Annotated in this window: 20 protein-coding genes; 10 read left to right on the top strand and 10 right to left on the bottom strand. The window is 45.9% G+C overall.

Annotated elements, in window-relative coordinates:
* Nucleotides 1-115: 115 nt before the first annotated feature.
* From M2125_RS02045 to M2125_RS02030, 4 genes are all read right to left on the bottom strand, one after another.
* Complete coding sequence (locus tag M2125_RS02045; protein ID WP_277539963.1) at nt 116-2,515, bottom strand: xanthine dehydrogenase family protein molybdopterin-binding subunit; 2,400 nt, start codon at nt 2,513-2,515, stop codon at nt 116-118.
* Nucleotides 2,516-2,526: 11 nt separating this feature from the next.
* Nucleotides 2,527-3,006: a (2Fe-2S)-binding protein gene (locus M2125_RS02040; RefSeq protein ID WP_076022994.1), complete on the bottom strand. Its 480-nt coding sequence runs from the start codon at nt 3,004-3,006 to the stop codon at nt 2,527-2,529.
* Nucleotides 3,007-3,026: 20 nt separating this feature from the next.
* Nucleotides 3,027-3,887 (bottom strand): FAD binding domain-containing protein, encoded by an 861-nt coding sequence (locus M2125_RS02035; RefSeq protein WP_076022993.1) that lies wholly within the window; start codon nt 3,885-3,887, stop codon nt 3,027-3,029.
* Nucleotides 3,888-3,959: 72 nt separating this feature from the next.
* Nucleotides 3,960-4,433: an SRPBCC family protein gene (locus tag M2125_RS02030; RefSeq protein ID WP_076022992.1), complete on the bottom strand. Its 474-nt coding sequence runs from the start codon at nt 4,431-4,433 to the stop codon at nt 3,960-3,962.
* Nucleotides 4,434-4,545: 112 nt separating this feature from the next.
* On the opposite strand from M2125_RS02030, the gene M2125_RS02025 reads away from it, so the two are divergent.
* The 8 genes from M2125_RS02025 (at nt 4,546) to M2125_RS01990 (ending at nt 11,689) form a co-directional block, all read left to right on the top strand.
* Complete coding sequence (locus M2125_RS02025; RefSeq protein ID WP_083657463.1) at nt 4,546-5,244, top strand: TetR/AcrR family transcriptional regulator; 699 nt, start codon at nt 4,546-4,548, stop codon at nt 5,242-5,244.
* A 7-nt stretch (nt 5,245-5,251) separates the two neighbouring features.
* Nucleotides 5,252-5,716, top strand: a complete 465-nt coding sequence (locus M2125_RS02020; protein WP_076022991.1) for a VOC family protein — start codon at nt 5,252-5,254, stop codon at nt 5,714-5,716.
* Nucleotides 5,717-5,719: 3 nt separating this feature from the next.
* Nucleotides 5,720-6,967: an FAD binding domain-containing protein gene (locus tag M2125_RS02015; protein ID WP_076022990.1), complete on the top strand. Its 1,248-nt coding sequence runs from the start codon at nt 5,720-5,722 to the stop codon at nt 6,965-6,967.
* An 80-nt stretch (nt 6,968-7,047) separates the two neighbouring features.
* On the top strand, nt 7,048-8,283 hold the full coding sequence (locus M2125_RS02010; protein ID WP_076022989.1) for an ABC transporter substrate-binding protein: 1,236 nt from the start codon (nt 7,048-7,050) through the stop codon (nt 8,281-8,283).
* 113 nt (nt 8,284-8,396) lie between these two features.
* Nucleotides 8,397-9,251: a branched-chain amino acid ABC transporter permease gene (locus M2125_RS02005; RefSeq protein ID WP_233126599.1), complete on the top strand. Its 855-nt coding sequence runs from the start codon at nt 8,397-8,399 to the stop codon at nt 9,249-9,251.
* A gap of 14 nt (nt 9,252-9,265) precedes the next feature.
* Entirely contained in the window at nt 9,266-10,228 is a 963-nt protein-coding gene (locus M2125_RS02000) for a branched-chain amino acid ABC transporter permease (protein ID WP_076023164.1), read from the top strand.
* Entirely contained in the window at nt 10,225-10,980 is a 756-nt protein-coding gene (locus tag M2125_RS01995; protein ID WP_076022987.1) for an ABC transporter ATP-binding protein, read from the top strand. Before M2125_RS02000 ends, M2125_RS01995 begins: the two co-directional genes overlap by 4 nt.
* 4 nt (nt 10,981-10,984) lie before the next feature.
* Nucleotides 10,985-11,689 (top strand): ABC transporter ATP-binding protein, encoded by a 705-nt coding sequence (locus M2125_RS01990; RefSeq protein WP_280742407.1) that lies wholly within the window; start codon nt 10,985-10,987, stop codon nt 11,687-11,689.
* Nucleotides 11,690-11,695: 6 nt separating this feature from the next.
* Here the strand turns inward: M2125_RS01990 and M2125_RS01985 are convergent, their stop codons facing one another.
* Genes M2125_RS01985 through M2125_RS01970 form a run of 4 tightly spaced genes read right to left on the bottom strand, consistent with a single transcriptional unit; the run spans nt 11,696 to nt 14,627 of the window.
* Nucleotides 11,696-12,187, bottom strand: coding sequence for a YqaA family protein (locus M2125_RS01985; protein ID WP_076022985.1), 492 nt, complete (start codon nt 12,185-12,187; stop codon nt 11,696-11,698).
* A gap of 12 nt (nt 12,188-12,199) precedes the next feature.
* On the bottom strand, nt 12,200-13,678 hold the full coding sequence (gene cls, locus M2125_RS01980; protein WP_280742406.1) for a cardiolipin synthase: 1,479 nt from the start codon (nt 13,676-13,678) through the stop codon (nt 12,200-12,202).
* A complete protein-coding gene (locus M2125_RS01975; RefSeq protein WP_076022983.1) occupies nt 13,675-14,427 on the bottom strand; it encodes an endonuclease/exonuclease/phosphatase family protein in 753 nt (250 codons plus the stop codon). Before M2125_RS01975 ends, cls begins: the two co-directional genes overlap by 4 nt.
* A gap of 5 nt (nt 14,428-14,432) precedes the next feature.
* A complete protein-coding gene (locus tag M2125_RS01970) occupies nt 14,433-14,627 on the bottom strand; it encodes a (2Fe-2S)-binding protein (RefSeq protein WP_076022982.1) in 195 nt (64 codons plus the stop codon).
* Nucleotides 14,628-14,693: 66 nt separating this feature from the next.
* On the opposite strand from M2125_RS01970, the gene M2125_RS01965 reads away from it, so the two are divergent.
* Nucleotides 14,694-15,389 carry an ABC transporter permease gene (locus M2125_RS01965; RefSeq protein WP_076023163.1) on the top strand — a complete coding sequence of 232 codons (696 nt, stop codon included), beginning with the start codon at nt 14,694-14,696 and terminating at the stop codon, nt 15,387-15,389.
* On the top strand, nt 15,382-16,071 hold the full coding sequence (locus M2125_RS01960) for an ATP-binding cassette domain-containing protein (RefSeq protein ID WP_277539986.1): 690 nt from the start codon (nt 15,382-15,384) through the stop codon (nt 16,069-16,071). The genes M2125_RS01965 and M2125_RS01960 overlap by 8 nt, the downstream gene beginning before the upstream one ends.
* Here the strand turns inward: M2125_RS01960 and M2125_RS01955 are convergent, their stop codons facing one another.
* Together M2125_RS01955 and M2125_RS01950 are read right to left on the bottom strand one after the other, a co-directional pair.
* Nucleotides 16,072-16,389, bottom strand: coding sequence for a hypothetical protein (locus tag M2125_RS01955; RefSeq protein WP_277539987.1), 318 nt, complete (start codon nt 16,387-16,389; stop codon nt 16,072-16,074).
* The gene (locus tag M2125_RS01950; protein ID WP_280742405.1) at nt 16,361-17,413 is read right to left on the bottom strand and encodes a formate dehydrogenase subunit gamma; all 1,053 of its coding nucleotides are present in this window, start codon (nt 17,411-17,413) and stop codon (nt 16,361-16,363) included. Before M2125_RS01950 ends, M2125_RS01955 begins: the two co-directional genes overlap by 29 nt.
* Between the last annotated feature and the right edge of the window lie 27 nt (nt 17,414-17,440).

Here is a 17,440-nt window from a genome sequence, read left to right as displayed (position 1 = left end):
TAGATTTACCATTTAATAAAGTGGGGGGCAGTTAGGCGCTAGACCGTTTTCCAGATATTACAGGATGCATCCCCAATGGCAATATGGGGGATGCACCAATCTGATTAAGTCAGTTTTATGAAAGCTTCCCGAGCGCGCGCAGTATCTTTTCTGGTGTAATTGGCTGATCAAATACAGAGGCATTAAAAGCTGATAGCGCGTCGTTAATGGCATTTTGAACGGCTGCTGGGGCACCTGCGGTTCCAGCTTCGCCTGCGCCCTTAGCACCCAGTTTTGATGACTGTGTTGGTGTTTGTACATGAGCCACCTCAATATCAGGCATCTCGTTTGCCATAGGCACCAAGTAATCAGCCATACTGCCGTTACGCAATAAACCGCTTTCATCGTAGAGACATTCCTCAAAAAGCACACCGCCAATACCCTGCACAATAGCGCCACGCACCTGCTCATCAACCAACATCGGATTGAGTACGCGCCCACAATCTTCTACAGCCCAGTGTTTCAATAAGGTTACAAATCCGGTTTCCGGATCAACCTCAACATACGAAGCCTGTACGCCATTAGTGAAAATGAATGGATATTCCTTTTGGGTGTAATGCCGAGTCACCATGAGATCAGCAGAAAATCCAGTAGGCAAAGTATCCGTTCTGAAATAACCAATACGACCTATTTCAGTAAAAGGCAGTAACTCTGCTTTTGTAGCCCTATCTAAGATAGTGCCGCGATACACTATTAAATCGTCGACTGGGCGATTCAAAATAGCGCCAGCCAACTTAAGGATATTTTCCTGCAATGCTTGGCAAGCCAACAGAACAGCTTCCCCACCAACACCAGCACCACGCGATGCCCAAGTGCCGCCACCATATGGAGTAACCGAAGTATCCCCAGTGACAATGCGAACATCATCAATAGATACGCCCACCCCATCAGCGGCAATTTGTGCGTAGATTGCTTCAGTGCCTTGACCTTGCTCGCCAACCCCAATCAGCACTGTAACCACCCCACTGGGATCCAATCGTGCGGTAGCACCATCTTGTGATGCAATACGGGCGCCACCAACGCCATAAAAAGCAGGGCTTGGATTAGTTAATTCAATCAGGGTTGCAAAACCAATGCCTCGATAGATTCCTTGCTTACGGAGCTCATCTTGCTCTTTGCGTAAAGCGGGATAGTCCATCATTTTTTCAATCACTCTTAAGCACTCCTCATGAGAGAGCACTTCAAGCTTGATTCCAGATGCACCAGTGCAAGGATATGCATCATCTGGAATCACATTACGCTTGCGAAACTCCAAAGGATCGATCTGTAATTTTTGCGCAGCTAAATCAACTAAACCTTCGGTTACCGCACATGCAATGGGATGACCTACGCCACGATACTGACAGGTTGGGGCTTTGTTCTGAAACACCACATTTAATTTTGCACGGTAGTGTTGATGTTTGTAGGGGCCACCCACTAGATTAACAACTTGATTGCCTTCAATCGCACTCGTTCTTGGAAACATGGAGTAGGGACCAATGCCAGTCAAGTCATCGATTTCAAATGCAAGAATATCGCCAGCGTGATTTGCTGCAATTCGACCCTTGACTCGATGCTCACGCGCATGAATATCGCTGGTAAAGGACTCTAGTCGATCAGCAACAAACTTGACTGGACGCCCTAACAAAACAGCAAGACCCACCGTTGCAAAATCATCTGGGTAAGCATGTACCTTGATTCCAAAAGATCCACCGACATCTTTACAAATCACTTGAACATCGGACTCCGATAGACCAAATTGCCGACAATACAAATCCTGCATCATATGCGGCGCTTGTTGCGAGTGATATACCGTCAAGCTTTTATTGCCCGGATTGTAGTCAGCAATTTGACAGCGAGGCTCTAAGGTAACTCCAGTATGACGCCCAAACCCGAAGGTTTTTTCAACCACTACATCAGCATTGGCAAATACCTCATCCACTTGGCCAACATCAAGACTACGCGTGAAACACAGATTGTCGCCCAGCTCTGGATGAATCAATGGAGTGCTTGGATCTAAAGCAGTTTCCATAGAAACTACTGGCGGCAGCTCCTCCCATTCCACGTCGATATATTGCAAGGCATCTTCAGCCTGCGCTCTGGTTTTTGCAACCACTGCTACGACTGGCTCACCTTGCCAGCAAGCCCGATCAATTGCCAGAGCATATTGAGGAGCTGATTTCATGCCCACCATATGACCCAAAGTAGCAACCCAGGGTTTACAAATTTCTGCCATTTGAACGCCATCAATAACGGCCAATACCCCTGGCATCTTACGGGCTACTTCACTATGAATCTTGACAACTTTCATATGTGCAACAGGCGAGCGCCAGTAGACCACATGCCCCATACGCGGCAATACGATGTCGTCCACATAGGTACCTTGACCCTCAAGAAGGCGACGGGCTTTATGTCTTGGTTCGCTCACACCAATATAGCGTTGATCATTAGTGATGGGATTGCTTGTCATAACTGTTGATTCAAAGGGCTTATTCATGAGGTACTCTCTTAAGCGTTAGCGCGAGCGCTGAGGACGTCAACAATAGCGTTAACAATCGAGTGGTAACCAGTACAGCGGCAATAGTTTCCTGAGATCCATTCACGCACTTGAGCGCGAGTAGCGTGAGGTTGCTTTTCAATGAGCTCAGCGGCCGCAAGCAACATGCCAGAGGAGCAGAATCCACATTGCATTGCGTTATGGCGCATGAATGCATTCTGAAGGTCCTCTAGGGCACCACTTTTAGTTGCGCCCTCAATAGTTTCTACAATGCTGCCATCAGCCTGAACGGCCAAGAATAAACAGCCGCGAATAATTTGACCGTTTACTTTGACAGTACAAGCGCCACAAGCGCCTTGCTCACAACCCAAATGAGGGCCCTTAAGAAAAAGATCTTCTCGCAGAAAATCTACCAAATGTCTGCGTGGATCTATCTCCGCTGAGACTGCTTCACCGTTGACAGTCATTGAAATTTTTTTCTTCAAACTCATTTTGTTCTCCAAACCCTCTTTTATCTCTGGGCTAGCATGTCTTTAAGGCAACGCTCAAGCAATACACCGATGAGATGCTGCTTCGCCTCTGCGCTATTGGTTAAATCAGCGATTGCCTCAATCTCACTCCTGGCAATCTCTACGGCCTCTTTAATCAATTGATCGTTGAGCTCTTGTCCATCAATGAGTGCTTGGGCTTTAGTCGCTACTACCGGAGTTGCGCCAACCGAAAAGAAAGTAAAAACACAGTCCCTGAGCACGTCACCACTCTTTTTTGCAACTGCTGCAATTCCAGCAACGGCATAGTCGCCATGGCGACGGGCGAGTTCATTGAAATAACTGATTTGATCCTTGCTAGCAATTGGAATTTCAGTAGCTACCAAGATTTCATCAGGCTCTAAGGATGTGGTGTAGAGATCAATAAAAAAATCTTCGGCGCCAATTCGTCGCTCGCCAGATGGCCCGCGAATAATCATGGTAGCCTGCAAAGTAATGCTACACGCTGGCCACTCTGCGGCTGGATCGCCATACGCCAATGAGCCGCCCCAAGTACCAAGATTGCGGATAGCGCGGTGAGCAATATGTGGAACAGCCAGCTTTAGTAGTGGAGCATGCTTGGCCACCAGATCTGAATCCTCTATCTCTGTATGGGTAACCAAAGCACCAATACGCAAGCTCTCACCTTGCACAGATATGCCTTTTAACTCAGCAATGCCAGTGATATCAATCAAGATACTTGGCTCTGAAAGTCGCATATTTAAGGTTGCCAACAATGTTTGTCCGCCCGCCATTAAGCGAGCATCATCACCAGTCTCGACCAGCAAGTCCAGCGCCTCTGAAAGGGTTTTGGGCTTTACATAATCAAATTGAGCTGCTTTCATAAGGTCTCCTCCACTGCTTTATTTTTACCAAGTCGTCTGACTTGGATTGCTTTAGTTTCGTGTGGCGTAGGTTTAATCTTCGGGAGCGGATTGAAGCGGAATGACTTCACCACCCAATTCCTTGGCAAACTTTTGAAAAAAATCATCGGCAATTTTTTTTGCTGAAGCGCTAATTAAGCGCCCTCCAATTTGCCCTAATTTGCCACCAATGGAGGCTTCAGTCGTGTAAGAAACCAAGGTTCCGCCATCAACCAACTTCAATTCCACGCGAGAGCGACCCTTAGCGAATCCCGCAGCGCCACCAGAACCCTCAAAAGCCATTGAACAGGCTTGCTCTGGAATCACGTCGCTCAATAGGAGCTTGCCGGAAAAACGGGCTCTTACAGGACCGATCTTGAACATGACCTTAGCGTGAATCTCCTCTGGAGAGACTCTGCTAATTTCTTCACAGCCCGGAATGGATTTAGCCAGTACATCAATATCGTTCAAACCCCTCCATACGTCCGGTATGGGAGCGGCAATGAGTTGCTCGCCATTTAATTCCATGTCATCTCCTTGGGGTTTATACGAATAGAGTCTTATCTACCAACTGCTCAACAATGTACCATTATTTAACTTTTGGTCAATAAGCCTAAATTCGGATAAACCCTGAGCATCCATGAGCTTTTCTCAAAACAACCATCTCAATACAGAAATGCCCAATAGCATTGATGGATCCGCTCAGCCAACTCGGCGCAGAATGAATACGGTTGAACGCAAGCGCCAAATTCTGAATGGGGCCATCCAATTTTTCGCCAAAAATGGCATAGATGGTCAGTTAAGAAATCTCACCAAGGAATTGGGTGTCACACACACTCTGCTCTACCACTACTTCCCGACCAAAGAGGCCCTCATCCAAGAAGTGTACCGAGAGGTCTTTGAGTCACGCTGGAAACCACAGTGGGAAGAGTTGCTCGATGACAAGAAGCTCTCACCAGAAGAAAAGTTGAACGCTTTTTATATTGACTATTCAAACACTGTTCTGACTTATGACTTTGTTCGAATCTTGCTTTTTTCAGGTCTTAGCGAGCATTCCATTAGCGATCGATTCTTTGAGCTATTGCGCCTAAGACTTCTGCCCAGATTGATTCGAGAAACCCGTAAATTTTGTAAGCGTAGTACACGCTCCAAGCCCAGCCAGAGGGAGCTTGAGCTATTAATGGGCTTGCATGGCGGAATTTTTTATATCGGTATGCGTAGATGGGTTTATGGCCAATCTATTTATGTTTCAGATAACCAAAATACTGATAAAGAAATTATTCAAGACCGCGTGCGCTCATATCTTCTTTCAGCCCAATCTATTTTTACCAGTCAATAAGGTATCCATGTCAAATTTAAGCCTCAATCATTTTTCAATTCGTAGTCTGGAAATTGAAAAAACAACCCAGTTCTATAGCGATTACCTTGGGCTAACTGTAGGACCCAGACCAGAATTTCCATTCCCAGGTGTATGGATGTACAACGGGGATGACAGCGACTGGGCAAATGCAGTCTTGCATCTGATTGCCATAGATAAAAATGATCCCAATGGGCTCAAACAATATCTAGGAGAGCGTGATCCTGAAAGCTTAAAGGGATCAGGTGCTATTGACCACGTTGCATTCTTTGCAACCGGCCTGGAAGAGAAAATTCAATTACTCAAAAGGCTTGGCGCCAAGTATAGAGAGCGTACCGTCCCCGTTCTGAAACTACACCAAATCTTTCTGGATGATCCCAATGGGATAGTGATTGAATTAAATTACCCAGCCTCAGAAAAAGCTGCCTTGGATGCCAAGGAAGCGCAAAAGTAAGCCATGGCAAAGATATTAATCGTCGGCGGGTCTTTGGGAGGCTTATTTGCTGCCAATATCCTGCTACGTCAAGGTCAAGATGTCTTGTTGCTAGAAAAGGCAAGTGGCTCACTAGATGGTCGTGGCGCTGGAATTGTGACCCATGATGCTCTAGCAGACGCCTTACGCGAAGCCGGTATAAGGATAGATGAAAACCTCGGGGTAAAGGTTAGCAAACGCGTCACACTCGGTGCCGATGGCTCCAGCCTAGGCGAAATGGATTTGACGCAAACCCTCACCTCTTGGAGCCGCCTGTATCAGTTGCTAAAAGAAAATTTTTCTAGTGAGCGTTACCTACAAGGGAAAACTGTCAAGACTGTTTCACAAGACGCCGACAAAGTATATGTTGACTGTGAAGATGGCAGCAATTACAGCGCTGACCTATTAATTGCTTCGGATGGCATTCGATCTGCGGTACGTGCGCAGGTTGCTCCTGCCGTAGGTCCTGAGTATGCGGGTTACATTGCGTGGCGCGGAGTTTGTGATGAGGGCTGCTTATCCAAATACACATTAGACACCCTCTTTAATTACTTTGGCTTTTGCTTACCAAATGGCGAGCAAATGCTAGGCTACCCTGTCGCCGGCTCGGGAAATAACACCCGTGTAGGCAGTCGTCGTTACAACTTTGTCTGGTATCGCCCTGCCTCAGAAGAGGATGAGCTCATTAAATTACTGAGCGATGCTGATGGCCACCATTACCCCACAGGTATTCCGCCAGCAAAAGTATCCTGGCAGCATATTCACTCCATGCGATCTGCAGCCCGAGAAATACTGGCCCCACAATATGCAGAGATTTTAGAAAAGACGCCCGCTCCTTTCCTGCAGGCTATCTATGACGTGCGCTCGGAGCAAATAGTGTTTGGCAGAATCGCGCTCATGGGTGATGCGGCTTTTGTAGGCAGACCCCATGTTGGAATGGGGGTCACTAAAGCAGGTGATGAGGCCATGTGTATTGCCAAACACATCTCTCTATTAGGCGCAGTCCCGGCAGCCTTAGATGCCTACAGCGTAGAGCGACTGCATCTTGGTCAGCAGGTTGTTGCCAGGGCCCAATATCTAGGGCGATATATGCAAGCTCAGGGCGCCAAAGGTAATCGCGATGGAGAAAGTCTTAAGCGAAATGCCGATACGGTAATGGCAGAAACGGCTGTAGATATTAGTTCATTATTAGCAGCAGGAAAAGCAGTACCAGTAGCAGCAGCAACACTTTAAGTTAACTATAAATAAAAGCATTAATGGTGTATTGAGCAACAAACTTATTTAACCAACTGTTTTATATGGAGGAGACAACCATGAAACAAAAGATAACGAATCAAACCAGAAGAAAGTTACTAATTGGTGGGGCAACTGCTGCAACAACACCGCTATGGATTAATTTAGCGCAGGCGCAAGCAGAGACTATCAAAATTGGATTTCCAACACCGCTGACTGGGCCCTTTTCTGCAGAAGCGCAGGATCAAGTAAAAGCAGCGGAGCTGGCCATTAAGGAATTTAACGATGCCGGCGGCTTTAATGGTCGCAAGGCAGAGTTACTAGTTCGCGATGACAAATTAAACTCAGGTGAAGCAGCTACTCGAACCCTTGAGTTAATCGAAAAAGATAAGGTTAACTTCGTTGTTGGCTCTGTATCCGCAGCCACCCAGCTTTCCATTAATGCGGTATGTAAAGAGCGTAAGGTGCTTTTTAACTCCATCAGTCAATCCGATGCCATTAATGAAGCAAAAGATTGGAGCACTTACACTTTTCATGAGGCCCTTAACCCAACCATGACTGCTGGCGCTGTCGCCCGCTACGCCATCCCTCGCTATGGAAAAAAGATCGTATTCTTAACTGCGGATTATGCGTATGGCCATGAAATGGTGCGCGCTTTTGAGCGAGCCGGTAAAGAAATGGGTGCTACGACTCTTGCCGATATTCGCCACCCACTGGGTGCCTCTGATTACTCGGCATTTTTGCCACGCATCAAAGCACTCAATCCCGATATTTTGGTGTTATGCAACTTTGGTCGCGACTTGGTCAATGCTGCCAAACAATGTACGGACTTTGGCTTGAAGTCTAGTATGAAAATAGTTACGCCTGTACTACTCTATACCGCTCGCCTCGCTGGTGGTCCCGAAGCATTTGAAGGAATTATTGGTGGAACCTCTTACTACTGGGGCCTTGAAGATCGCATTCCTAGCGCCAAAGTATTTAATGACGCCTATCGAAAAATGTATAACGGGGCAGTTCCATCGGATTACGGCTCCTACGGATATGCCGGCGTCAAGAGCGTATTGGCTGCTGTCAAGATTGCTAAATCAATCGATACTCCAAAAGTAATTGCTGCAATGGAGAACATGAAGTACGACTGGTATAAGGGTCCTGAATACTATCGCAAATGCGATCACCAGGCGGTGCAATCGGTGATCATCATTGAATCAAAATCGAAGAATATGAAGGATAAGTACGACATATTTAATATTTTGACGATCGAACCAACCACCGATAAGAATATGCGCTCGTGCACTGAGTTGGGCTTCAAAGCTTAAATCTAGAATTTCGGGGTAAATGATCTATTTACCCCGATTCATTTTTCTATCGCGTTTAAGCAAGACGCCTATCACACATACTTATGACCGGACTTTCATTCGAACTTTTTTGCATGCAGTTACTCACTGGAATTTCCCTGGGTAGCATCTATGCACTTTTGGCGCTTGGGCTTTGCCTCATATTCGGCATGCTCAATGTCGTTAATTTTGCGCACGGCGCCTTTTTTATGGTTGGCGCCTTTTTAGGGGTCTACTTCTTAGGCATTACAGGTAACTTTTGGTTAAGCCTCGTTATTACCCCCCTTTTAACCGGCTGCATTGGCTTAGTTACAGAGCGGTTTTTGGTTCGCCCTCTTTATGGACGCGGCATCGACTACCCTCTTCTCCTTACTTTTGGGCTGTCGTATGTGCTGATCGAAGCAATGCGCGTGACCTTTGGTATTGAAGGCCTACCCTCCATTACGCCAGAAGGCTTGGGTGGCGCAATGAATGTTGGATTTGGTTATTTTCCAAAATATCGAATATTCCTCATTGGCGCAACTGCACTAATTCTTTTTGCTGTTTGGTTTTTCATCCAAAAGACTAAATATGGACTGATCATTAAAGCAGGTGCAGCTGATCAAGAAATCGTCAAGGTATTGGGTATTGATATTGCGAAAGTATGGCTTTTTGTATTCGCTTTAGGTTGTGCGATTGCTGGGTTGTCTGGAATTTTGGCATCGCCCACTCGTTCTGTAAACCCTGAGATGGGCATTCCCATTTTGGCGGAATCTTTTGTAGTTACGGTGGTAGGCGGAATGGGCTCACCAGTTGGAGCGGTAGTTGCCGGACTTCTCGTTGGGATTGTATACAGCATGACCTCCCTGTTCTTCCCAGACTTTGCAGAACTTTCTATTTTTGTATTAATGGCAGTGGTTCTCATTATTCGTCCGCAAGGATTATTTGGTAAAGCGGGAGCAATGGGTTAAGCCCAATGATCAATATGAACTCATTCTTTCAACTCATTGCAAGACATCGCGTATTGGCAAGTAGCCTGTTTTTGATGATCTTTCCATTTTTAATGCCATACGAAGCATTGGCTGTAAATATCTTGATTTTTGGTTTATTCGCCATGGGTTTTAATCTCCTCTTTGGCTATATGGGACTCCTATCGTTTGGGCATGCCGCATTTCTTGGCATTGGCGGCTATCTGACAGGAATCAGCATTGTTCATTACTCTCTACCTTGGGGCTTGGCGATTCTGATTGGAGTCATTGGCGCTGCGATTGGGGGTCTTTTGATGGGCTTCCTGGCTACAAGGACTCGTGGCATTTATTTTTCGATGGTCACTTTAGCGCTTGGGCAAATCGTTTACTTCATCTTCTATAAAGCAGAGAGCCTTACGGGCGGAGAAAATGGCTTGAGAGGGGTGCGAGTAGATAATTTTGAAATATTTGGGATTCCAGTTGACCTCCTCAATCCCCTAGCGAAGTACTACGTCATTTTATTTTTTGTCGTTCTTGCAATTTGGCTGATTTCTCGTATCCTGAATTCTCCGCTTGGCGCTGTAATGGAAGCCATTCGAGAGAATGAAAAGCGGGCGGCTGCCTGCGGCTATGATGTTGCGCGCACCAAGTTACTAGTATTTATTTTGTCTGCGGCAATTTGCGGCTTAGCAGGATCTCTGCGCGCTCTACATTTATCCATTGTTCCCATAGATTCCCTGAATTACTTGCAGTCTGGTCAAGCGGTCATGATGAGTATTTTGGGTGGTATGGGGACTTTTTTTGGCCCCTTTGTTGGCGCTGCGGTCATGCTATTTTTGGAGGACATTGTTACCGGATATACCAAGCATTGGATGGCAGTCGTTGGCATCGTATTTATGTTCTTCGTCCTCTTTTTTCCTAAGGGAATTTGGGGCAGCATTTTAAGTAAATTACATATTTCGCAGGACTCATCACAATGACCAGTAAGCATGAGATGCCCATTCTTGAGGCTCGCAATATTAGCAAAATCTTCGGAAAATTTCAGGCACTAAAAGATGTATCCACCCGCTTTATGCCTGGCACACTAACTGCCATCATTGGTCCTAATGGTGCTGGTAAAAGTACTTTCTTTAACGTCCTCAGCGGTGCCTTTCCACCTTCCAGTGGAGAAATTTTATTTAATGGCAAAAATATTACAGGTCTTGCACAGCATGAATTTGCCCGCATAGGAATTTCCAAAAGCTTTCAAATCACCAATGTCTTCAAGCAATTAACAGTTCATGAAAATGTTCGGGTAGCGGCACAAATGGAAACGAGTCGCTACAACTTTTTAACGAATGCAAAACACTATCCACGTCCAATTGAGCTTGCAGATCAGCTATTAAAGCGCGTCAATCTAGAGCATCTAAGAAATAAAAAAACTGGTGATCTAGCTCATGGGCAACAACGCGCCCTCGAAATTGCAATGGCATTAGCTTGTAATCCTAGCCTCTTGCTTTTAGATGAACCAACCGCTGGTATGTCGCCTGAAGAAACGCTTGTCATGATGGAGTTGATTCGTACATTAGCTACAGAGCGAACAGTGATCTTGGTTGAGCACAAGATGAAACTCATTATGGGACTATGCGAAAGAATTATCGTCCTCCATCATGGAGAATTTTTGGCTGAGGGTACGCCAGCGGACATTCAGAATAATGCAGAAGTACGCCGCGTGTACTTAGGACAGGGTTAAAAATATGTTGCTCGTAGAAAACTTAAACGCATGGTATGACCATAGTCATATCCTCCAGGGAATTTCCTTAAATGTGCATAAAGGAGAAATTGTCACCTTAATGGGTCGCAATGGCGCAGGTAAAACGACCACACTCCGATCCTTAATGGGCTTATTAAGCAAAAGGGAAGGAAAAGCATCAATCGATGGAGCCTCTTTTTTAGACTTACCTGCACATGAACGCTTTCACCTAGGCTTGGCTTATGTTCCAGAGGATCGCAGAATTGTTCCTGGATTGACTGTAAAAGAAAACTTAGAACTTGGGGTCATTGTTAAAAAGGATCGCGGCAACATGAGTGCCATGGTTGATGAAATCGCCGAGATATTTCCAAGACTAAAAGAGCGTCTTCATCAAGACGGCACCTCTATGTCAGGTGGTGAGCAGCAAATGCTGGCCATTGCAAGGGCTATGATTAGTAAGCCCAAAGTCATCTTGCTAGATGAGCCATCCGAAGGCATCATGCCGGTTTTGGTTGAAGAAATGTTTGAATTATTTGCAAAGCTTAAACAGCAAGGTCTGACCATACTGCTGGTTGAACAAAATGTTCAACAGGCCCTCAAGATTTCTGATCGAGCCTACATTCTTGATCAAGGCGAAATTGTTTTTCATGACACAGCCCAAAATTTATTGGCCAATGATGAAATTCAACAAAAATATTGCGCCGTATAGAGTGGCTTAAATTAAATGCAGCCAATGTCCTAGTTGGTGCCAAACACTCTCAGGAACTAGGGTTAGCAGCCAAGTCAAGGCCAGGTAACGAAATAGCTTGCCAAAAAACATATAGATCGTACAAGGCAATAAAGGAAGCTTAAGCCAGCCTGCCGCCAAGCAGAGGGGATCGCCAACCCCTGGGAGCCATGCAAGCAATAAAATCTTAGGCCCCCAATGCTTTAGCCAATCCTGCAGTTTGCCCCCCGTATGCCCTTTAAATGCTTCAAAGCCATTTCTGCCGAGCAAACCCATCCACCAATCGACCATTCCACCCAAAGTATTACCTATCGTCGCCAAAAATATAGCAATCCAATACATTTGAGGATTAACCGAGGTATACCCAAATAGAATCGGCTCAGATCCAGCAGGTATTAAGGTAGCCGATAAAAAGGCACTTACAAATACAGCAGGAAGACCAATCGAAGGTAATGCAAACCATCCTAAAAAATGCTCCATCAGTTTGCGCCTTTAAAGTAATGGTGAGGTAAGGTGGGCGGCATTACATAAGTATTTCTGCCATCTAGGTCTCTTAGCCCAAGTTTGTGAATCAACGTATTCGGATTGTGCTAAATAGGTTCCAATGAGGCCCTCTAGTTTTGCACAGAAATCTTCGTTATAAATAATTAAGCTAATCTCAAAATTCAGGCGTAGGCTGCGTTGATCAAAATTAACTGAGCCAAAAATAGCAATCCGCTTATCAATCAACAAGCTTTTAGTATGCAGCAAGCCACCATGAAACTCAGCGATATGAACACCTGCATTCATGAGGTCTTCATAGTAGCTTCTGCTACTCCAGGCCACTAATTTAGAGTCATTCAGTTTAGGCACGATAAGCGTTACCTTCACGCCCCGCCGAGCAGCAGCCATTAGAGCCTGTAACAGACCATCATCAGGGCCAAAATATGGGGTGGTAATTGTCAACTCTTGACGGGCATCGATGATTGCAGATAGGAGGACCTGATACAAGATATCGTCTCGATATACCGGGCCAGAAGAAAACTCCTGAGCAATCGCTCCACCCTCAACCGGCGAAGCTGGTGGCATACGATCATCAAAGCTAGTAATGTCAGGATTATCAACACTCCAGTCAAATGCAAATGTCAGTTCAAACTGGGATGCAACCGGGCCTTCAACGCGCACCATGGCATCTACCCACTCACCCACCCCTGCGCCCTGCTTAAATGTTCTTGGATCGACCATGTTCATACTGCCAGACCACACTACAGATCCATCGACTACAAAGATTTTGCGATGCAGCCTCAGATCAGCTCTACGAAATTGAAAGCGACCCACTTGAATTGGTAAGGCCTCAGTTACTTGAATGCCAATCTCACGAAAACGTTTTGGCCAACTTGATTTGAACCAATCCTTGCTTCCCAAGGAATCCAATAGAACACGGCAAGCCACACCGCGTTTAGCAGCTGCAATGAGTGCTTCACAAACACGATCAGCATCTCCACCCAAAGCCCAAATATAGAATTCCAAATGCAGGCTGACTTTTGCCCGATTAATCTCATCGACAAAGAGCTGCAGAATTTTTAACGAGTCCGTATGCAATTCAATTTTATTGCCGGCCATTACTGGTGTGCCATTGCTTGCTTCAGCCAAAATACTCAAGGCTTTACCTTCAGCCGGCAGTTTTTCTCGATCGGCAGCGTACTCCTGACGCAATAATTCAGTAATCTTTGCGTAAGGGACATTCATACGCGTAATTTTTTGTCTCAAACTACGCCCTACCGGCCTTTCGCCTATCAAGATATATAGGCTTATTCCAATCAAAGGGAAGACTACCACAATAAAAATCCAAGCGAATGCCACTCCTACTGGCCTTCTGACGGAAATAATCACCCCAATGAAAAGGATCACAAAAGTAATGTGGGCCAAGAATAACCAATGTAGATGGAATGAGGTCATTGATTCCAATAGAGGCGCGAGAAGAGAATTCATATTAGCTCCAATTGAGCGGTGATACCCAGATGATCTGAGAGCTTAAGCCATTCATGCAAAATACTGGCCGAACGTACACGCAAACCCCGGACATAAATTCGATCCATGGGGAGTATGGGCTTAACACTTGGAAAGGTTTTAGCTGGTGCGCCGGTTAGGATTTCAAATACTTCTGCAAAGCCAGCTTGTTGCATCGGCACACTCATCCGATTGCGCCAATCATTAAAGTCGCCAGCAACAATCACCGGTCTATCTGCAGCAAGCGTATCAATGTAATGAATAATTTCTTCAAGCTGACGCTCCCGGCCTCTCTCAAAAAGGGCTAGATGAACACAGAAACAATGAACAGATGCACTGAGGCCCTCCAACTGCATCACACTATGAAGCAGACCACGCTTTTCAAAACGATAGGCAGAAATATCGTAGTTTTGTCCTTTAAACAAAGGTTGCTTTGACAAAATGGCATTGCCATGATGCCCATCAGCATATTCTGCATTTTTACCGTAATGCCAATCTTGCCAAAAGTTCTCTGACAAGAAATGGGTCATCTCAGTCAAGGGCCATTGCCCATACCGACGTATTCTGCCCCGGTGCTCTTGCTGCAACTCCTGCAGAAAAAGTAGATCGGGATGGTGATGCCGCATTTTTTGACGCAACTCATAAATCGTTGTGCGCCGATGCAATGGGGAAAGGCCTTTATGCACATTCATAGTCATGACGCTGAATTGCCCAGGCTTATTTTTATGCATTTAAATTAACTGCCCGCCTGTTGACGTCTTAGACGAGCCAAGTAGATCTCGCCCTCCACCAAATCTTGGCACTGCATGCATTTATTGCAAATAGATGCTTGTTCACGTAACTCATCAATTGAGTTCACGGGGTTTGCATCTAAATAGGCACGCAAATCCGCTTCATGGACCTCATTACAAAGGCAAATGATTTCAGACATTTGGGTAAATGGATGTATTTAATAGCATTAGGCCTATTTTGCCACCGCCTTGATAGAATCAAGCCCATGTTTACCGCATTTCAAGCTGCTCTTTTCCTTTTGGCACATCTAGATCAAGGTGTGATGGGGATTGTGCTGGTTTCACTAGAGGTGAGCCTGAGCGCGCTATTCATTGGCATTGTGCTGGGGCTGCCAATTGGTGCATTTTTAGCTACTGAAGAGTTTGCCGGCAGAAAGGCCATCATTGTGACCCTCAATACCCTCATGGGCGTTCCAACGGTGATTGTAGGTGTTATTGTTTACCTACTTCTCTCACGCTCTGGACCGTTAGGCATTTGGGGCATGCTATTCACAGTCAAGGGCATGATTTTGGCTCAAATCTTGCTCACAACCCCTTTGATCGCCGCATTGAGCAGGCAAATCCTAGAGGATTCCTGGAGAATTCATCGCGACTCCTTTTTGGCTCTTCGCCTTCCTCAATTGTCCCGTCTCAAATGGCTGATTTGGGACTGCCGTTATTCCCTCACAATTGCAGTTTTGGCAGGTCTGGCAAGAGCAATTTCAGAAGTTGGTGCAGTCATGATCGTAGGCGGAAATATTGATCATGCAACCCGCACGATGACGACTGCAATTGCATTGGAAACCAGTAAGGGTGACTTGCCACTCGCTCTTGCCCTAGGAATCATCCTTTTAAGCATCGTCTTACTAGCTAACCTGTTTATCTTTGCTGTACGGCAAATATCGGAGCGGCGCTATGGATAAATTGATTGAGCTCAAAGATATTCAGGTCCGCAGCAATGGCAAAACCATCTTAAGCATTGAGCACGCCATCATCCCAAATCAGCAAATCGTAGCCTGCATTGGTCCAAATGGAGCAGGTAAAACTACGCTCTTAAAACTGCTATCCGGACTCATCAAGCCTGACTGCGGAACCATCACATATTTAAATGGTCATGAAAAAACTGCCCTAGTACTTCATCACACTCCGATGGTGCGAGCTTCCTGTAAAACCAATTTAAGTATGGTAAAGGATGTTGATTCACGCATTACCGATGCAGATGTTGACGCAGTGCTTGCAGAAATTGAATTAAGCGATCATGCCGATCGCCCAGCGACTCAATTATCAGCGGGTGAACGCCAAAAGCTATGCATTGGAAGAGCTATTTTGCAAAAACCGGCTCTTGTTTTATTGGATGAGCCAACAGCCAATCTTGACCCAAATTCAAGCGCGCAAGTTGAGAGGCTCATACAGGAGCTTAAGAATCGGGGCGCAGAAGTCTTGTTCTCCTCGCATCAACTGGCACAAGTGAAACGTGTAGCGCAATACGTGATCTTTATGGATGAGGGGGAGATAAAAGAGATTGGGCCTGTTGACGCCTTCTTCTCCAACCCCCAAACCCTTGCAGCGCAGCACTACTTAAATCACGAGTTAGCAATAAGCTAATTATTTTACTTTTGGCGCTTCTGCAGCCTGAACCACTGGCGCCTCAAATGGTGGTGGCGCTATGCAGGCAGCTGGCGAAGGAGTGCCAGCGACCCGATAGTGATCAGCAACGCGATTTTGCGCCTGACATAGCTGGTAAGCAGCTACCTTATCGCCATAAGCAGCCTTTGCCTTCGCTAAATTAGCTGCAAGCTGCGCCTCTTCAGACAATGGCGGCAATGCAGCGTACGAAGATACACACACCAAGGCACAAATAGCGAAGATACCGATGTTTTTCATTACTTCGCCTTTACTTAATTTCGTTGTACCAAATTTCATGATGCTCTTTAGCCCAAGTTTCATCAACATAGCCTGTCTTCATGCCATCGATTGAGCCTTGCATGCCAATCGTTCCAATATAGATATGACCCATCGCCATCGCAGTCATCAATAAGGCACCAATAGCATGTACTAGGTTAGCGAGCTGCATGGTGCCACGCCAATATTCAATATGAATAAATGGCACGATCATATCTAGCACCCAACCCGATGCTGAAATTGTTAAACCTAAGATCACCATGCCACACCAGAACCAAATCTTTTCACCCAAGTTAAAAAAGCCTGATGGTACATGCTTGCCAGATAGAATGCCGCCAAATGCCATGAGCCACTCAATATCAACCTTATCCAGAAGATTCTTGCGCACGAAGAGGCAGAAGAAAACAATAATGCTGAGGGTGAATAGAGGTCCAGTGAAGTTGTGGATGTTCTTACATACAAATAAGAATTTGCCGTAAGCCAAGCCACCAATCACAGGCATGGCAAAATATTTACCATACAGGATCATCAATCCAGTGAATGCCAATGCCACAAAGCTGTAGGCCATTGTCCAATGAGCAAACCTCTCAAACCTACTAAAACGTTTAATCATTACTCCTGACAGCGGTTCATGCAATTTAATCGGGCCTTTTAGTAGATAGAGCGCTGCAATACCAAATACAGAGATCGCCAATAACCATGCGCCATAGACAGTCACAATACCATTGCGAATCAGTCGCCATTGCTGACCAGAGCGCTGAATCAAAACACCAGCCTGCGTATCCGGAATGCTGACATAGTTCAGGGGATCGCTATTGGCCGTCTCCCAAATTGGGCCACTGGCAGGTGGGCTATTGGCCGGCTGTGATTGAGCTTGCGTGCCATTGGCCAAACTATTGGGATTGCGCGGCACATCCACACCACTCGGGCTTGGAAGGGGTGCCATTGGTGCGCGCTCTGCAAAACTAAATCCGCTAGCTAGAGTAAGCGTTAAACCTAGCGCCAAGATCAGCGGGCGCACGACTCGAAAAAATGATTGGGTCATAAAGATATCCTTGAACGATTCTGTTTT

This window comes from Polynucleobacter sphagniphilus, assembly GCF_029892205.1.
Taxonomy (GTDB): Bacteria; Pseudomonadota; Gammaproteobacteria; order Burkholderiales; family Burkholderiaceae; genus Polynucleobacter; species Polynucleobacter sphagniphilus.
Note: the sequence above shows the minus strand (reverse complement) of the source record. Positions and strands in the feature narration are given on the sequence as shown.

What these genes read in the sequence shown, in the direction of transcription:
- M2125_RS02045 (WP_277539963.1), bottom strand. Translation starts at nt 2,515, where the DNA reads ATGAATAAGCCCTTTGAATCAACAGTTATGACAAGCAATCCCATCACT.
- M2125_RS02040 (WP_076022994.1), bottom strand. Translation starts at nt 3,006, where the DNA reads ATGAGTTTGAAGAAAAAAATTTCAATGACTGTCAACGGTGAAGCAGTC.
- M2125_RS02035 (WP_076022993.1), bottom strand. Translation starts at nt 3,887, where the DNA reads ATGAAAGCAGCTCAATTTGATTATGTAAAGCCCAAAACCCTTTCAGAG.
- M2125_RS02030 (WP_076022992.1), bottom strand. Translation starts at nt 4,433, where the DNA reads ATGGAATTAAATGGCGAGCAACTCATTGCCGCTCCCATACCGGACGTA.
- M2125_RS02025 (WP_083657463.1), top strand. Translation starts at nt 4,546, where the DNA reads ATGAGCTTTTCTCAAAACAACCATCTCAATACAGAAATGCCCAATAGC.
- M2125_RS02020 (WP_076022991.1), top strand. Translation starts at nt 5,252, where the DNA reads ATGTCAAATTTAAGCCTCAATCATTTTTCAATTCGTAGTCTGGAAATT.
- M2125_RS02015 (WP_076022990.1), top strand. Translation starts at nt 5,720, where the DNA reads ATGGCAAAGATATTAATCGTCGGCGGGTCTTTGGGAGGCTTATTTGCT.
- M2125_RS02010 (WP_076022989.1), top strand. Translation starts at nt 7,048, where the DNA reads ATGAAACAAAAGATAACGAATCAAACCAGAAGAAAGTTACTAATTGGT.
- M2125_RS02005 (WP_233126599.1), top strand. Translation starts at nt 8,397, where the DNA reads ATGCAGTTACTCACTGGAATTTCCCTGGGTAGCATCTATGCACTTTTG.
- M2125_RS02000 (WP_076023164.1), top strand. Translation starts at nt 9,266, where the DNA reads ATGAACTCATTCTTTCAACTCATTGCAAGACATCGCGTATTGGCAAGT.
- M2125_RS01995 (WP_076022987.1), top strand. Translation starts at nt 10,225, where the DNA reads ATGACCAGTAAGCATGAGATGCCCATTCTTGAGGCTCGCAATATTAGC.
- M2125_RS01990 (WP_280742407.1), top strand. Translation starts at nt 10,985, where the DNA reads ATGTTGCTCGTAGAAAACTTAAACGCATGGTATGACCATAGTCATATC.
- M2125_RS01985 (WP_076022985.1), bottom strand. Translation starts at nt 12,187, where the DNA reads ATGGAGCATTTTTTAGGATGGTTTGCATTACCTTCGATTGGTCTTCCT.
- cls (WP_280742406.1), bottom strand. Translation starts at nt 13,678, where the DNA reads ATGAATTCTCTTCTCGCGCCTCTATTGGAATCAATGACCTCATTCCAT.
- M2125_RS01975 (WP_076022983.1), bottom strand. Translation starts at nt 14,427, where the DNA reads ATGCATAAAAATAAGCCTGGGCAATTCAGCGTCATGACTATGAATGTG.
- M2125_RS01970 (WP_076022982.1), bottom strand. Translation starts at nt 14,627, where the DNA reads ATGTCTGAAATCATTTGCCTTTGTAATGAGGTCCATGAAGCGGATTTG.
- M2125_RS01965 (WP_076023163.1), top strand. Translation starts at nt 14,694, where the DNA reads ATGTTTACCGCATTTCAAGCTGCTCTTTTCCTTTTGGCACATCTAGAT.
- M2125_RS01960 (WP_277539986.1), top strand. Translation starts at nt 15,382, where the DNA reads ATGGATAAATTGATTGAGCTCAAAGATATTCAGGTCCGCAGCAATGGC.
- M2125_RS01955 (WP_277539987.1), bottom strand. Translation starts at nt 16,389, where the DNA reads ATGAAATTTGGTACAACGAAATTAAGTAAAGGCGAAGTAATGAAAAAC.
- M2125_RS01950 (WP_280742405.1), bottom strand. Translation starts at nt 17,413, where the DNA reads ATGACCCAATCATTTTTTCGAGTCGTGCGCCCGCTGATCTTGGCGCTA.